The organism is Anaerobiospirillum sp. NML120449, assembly GCF_023051105.1.
Lineage (GTDB): Bacteria > Pseudomonadota > Gammaproteobacteria > Enterobacterales > Succinivibrionaceae > Anaerobiospirillum.
On sequence record NZ_JALKIL010000087.1, the window covers coordinates 1 to 2,706 of the forward strand.

Genomic DNA, 2,706 nt, shown 5'->3' on the forward strand with positions numbered 1-2,706 from the left:
CTTCACAGACTCATCGACAGCACGCTTACGAATTACCTTCCTTGTAGTAGTTCTTCTGAGCACTGCTGTTTTCACGCCCTCATACTTTGAAACAATTTCCTCAGGCAGAGCTGATGCTGGAATAAGCGACGCGTGTCAACGATCTATGATTCCCTTTGTCAACAGCAATGGATCACTGAAAATGGTTCAATGATCACATTAAGTGGTATTCAATATTTTCATGAAATGGGAATTGACGTTCCTTCCAAACATTCACGTAAAATCTGTTGTGCGTGTTTAGATTGGAGTGAACGCCGTTTCCATTTAGGTGGGTACGTTGGAGCCGCATTATTTTCGCTTTATGAATCTAAAGGGTGGTTAACTCGACATCTTGGTTACCGTGAAGTTACCATCACGGAAAAAGGTTATGCTGCTTTTAAGACCCACTTTCACATTTAAGTTGTTTTTCTAATCCGCATATGATCAATTCAAGGCCGAATAAGAAGGCTGGCTCTGCACCTTGGTGATCAAATAATTCGATAGCTTGTCGTAATAATGGCGGCATACTATCAGTAGTAGGTGTTTCCCTTTCTTCTTTAGCGACTTGATGCTCTTGATCTTCCAATACGCAACCTAAAGTAAAATGCCCCACAGCGCTGAGTGCATATAATGCATTCTCTAGTGAAAAACCTTGTTGGCATAAAAAGGCTAATTGATTTTCGAGAGTTTCATACTGTTTTTCTGTAGGCCGTGTACCTAAATGTACTTTTGCTCCATCGCGATGACTTAGTAAAGCACATCTAAAACTTTTAGCGTTATTACGTAAAAAATCTTGCCAGCTTTCCCCTTCTAAAGGGCAAAAGTGAGTATGGTGCCTATCTAACATCTCAATGGCTAAGGCGTCGAGCAAAGCCCGCTTATTTTTTACATGCCAATACAATGTAGGCTGCTCTACACCTAGCTTCTGGGCGAGTTTACGGGTTGTTAAACCTTCGATTCCGACCTCATTAAGCAGCTCTAATGCGCTGTTAATCACTTTACTTTTATCTAATCTAGACATCATTAATTCCTAATTTTTGTTGACACTCTATCATTGATAGAGTTATTCTACCACTCCCTATCAGTGATAGAGAAAAGTGAAATGAATAGTTCGACAAAGATCGCATTGGTAATTACGTTACTCGATGCCATGGGGATTGGCCTTATCATGCCAGTCTTGCCAACGTTATTACGTGAATTTATTGCTTCGGAAGATATCGCTAACCACTTTGGCGTATTGCTTGCACTTTATGCGTTAATGCAGGTTATCTTTGCTCCTTGGCTTGGAAAAATGTCTGACCGATTTGGTCGGCGCCCAGTGCTGTTGTTGTCATTAATAGGCGCATCGCTGGATTACTTATTGCTGGCTTTTTCAAGTGCGCTTTGGATGCTGTATTTAGGCCGTTTGCTTTCAGGGATCACAGGAGCTACTGGGGCTGTCGCGGCATCGGTCATTGCCGATACCACCTCAGCTTCTCAACGCGTGAAGTGGTTCGGTTGGTTAGGGGCAAGTTTTGGGCTTGGTTTAATAGCGGGGCCTATTATTGGTGGTTTTGCAGGAGAGATTTCACCGCATAGTCCCTTTTTTATCGCTGCGTTGCTAAATATTGTCGCTTTCCTTGTGGTTATGTTTTGGTTCCGTGAAACCAAAAATACACGTGATAATACAGATACCGAAGTAGGGGTTGAGACGCAATCGAATTCGGTATACATCACTTTATTTAAAACGATGCCCATTTTGTTGATTATTTATTTTTCAGCGCAATTGATAGGCCAAATTCCCGCAACGGTGTGGGTGCTATTTACCGAAAATCGTTTTGGATGGAATAGCATGATGGTTGGCTTTTCATTAGCGGGTCTTGGTCTTTTACACTCAGTATTCCAAGCCTTTGTGGCAGGAAGAATAGCCACTAAATGGGGCGAAAAAACGGCAGTACTGCTCGGATTTATTGCAGATAGTAGTGCATTTGCCTTTTTAGCGTTTATATCTGAAGGTTGGTTAGTTTTCCCTGTTTTAATTTTATTGGCTGGTGGTGGGATCGCTTTACCTGCATTACAGGGAGTGATGTCTATCCAAACAAAGAGTCATCAGCAAGGTGCTTTACAGGGATTATTGGTGAGCCTTAACAATGCAACCGGTGTTATTGGCCCATTACTGTTTGCTGTTATTTATAATCATTCACTACCAATTTGGGATGGCTGGATTTGGATTATTGGTTTAGCGTTTTACTGTATTATTATCCTGCTATCGATGACCTTCATGTTAACCCCTCAAGCTCAGGGGAGTAAACAGGAGACAAGTGCTTAGTTATTTCGTCACCAAATGATGTTATTCCGCGAAATATAATGACCCTCTTGATAACCCAAGAGGGCATTTTTTACGATAAAGAAGATTTAGCTTCAAATAAAACCTATCTATTTTATTTATCTTTCAAGCTCAATAAAAAGCCGCGGTAAATAGCAATAAATTGGCCTTTTTTATCGGCAAGCTCTTTTAGGTTTTTCGCATGTATTGCGATATGCATAAACCAGCCATTGAGTAAGTTTTTAAGCACATCATCACATGTAGACCGACAATTCGGTCCTTAAGAAAAAACAGCACATAATTCTGCTGTCATCGATTAATTTGAATTGGAATAAAACTACACTATATTATCCTTTGCAGGTGATCGAGTTCACACTTTATGC

General features: G+C 40.8%; 2 protein-coding genes and 2 pseudogenes. 2 read left to right on the forward strand and 2 right to left on the reverse strand.

What is annotated here, in order from left to right; all coding sequences use genetic code 11:
* Window positions 1-141 precede the first annotated feature (141 nt).
* Window positions 142-438 (forward strand): annotated as a pseudogene (locus tag MXE41_RS12840) (transcriptional regulator); the annotation flags it as partial.
* Here the strand turns inward: MXE41_RS12840 and tetR(B) are convergent.
* A complete protein-coding gene (tetR(B), locus tag MXE41_RS12845) occupies window positions 416-1,039 on the reverse strand; it encodes a tetracycline resistance transcriptional repressor TetR(B) (RefSeq protein ID WP_000088605.1) in 624 nt (207 codons plus the stop codon). The pseudogene MXE41_RS12840 and the gene tetR(B) sit on opposite strands and share 23 nt — an antisense overlap.
* Window positions 1,040-1,120: 81 nt before the next feature.
* Between tetR(B) and tet(B) the strand changes: the two genes are divergently transcribed.
* Window positions 1,121-2,326: a tetracycline efflux MFS transporter Tet(B) gene (tet(B), locus tag MXE41_RS12850; RefSeq protein WP_114200720.1), complete on the forward strand. Its 1,206-nt coding sequence runs from the start codon at window positions 1,121-1,123 to the stop codon at window positions 2,324-2,326.
* A gap of 112 nt (window positions 2,327-2,438) precedes the next feature.
* On the opposite strand, the pseudogene MXE41_RS12855 reads toward tet(B), so the two are convergent.
* Window positions 2,439-2,591 (reverse strand): annotated as a pseudogene (locus MXE41_RS12855) (tetracyline resistance-associated transcriptional repressor TetC); the annotation flags it as partial.
* Window positions 2,592-2,706: the final 115 nt, after the last annotated feature.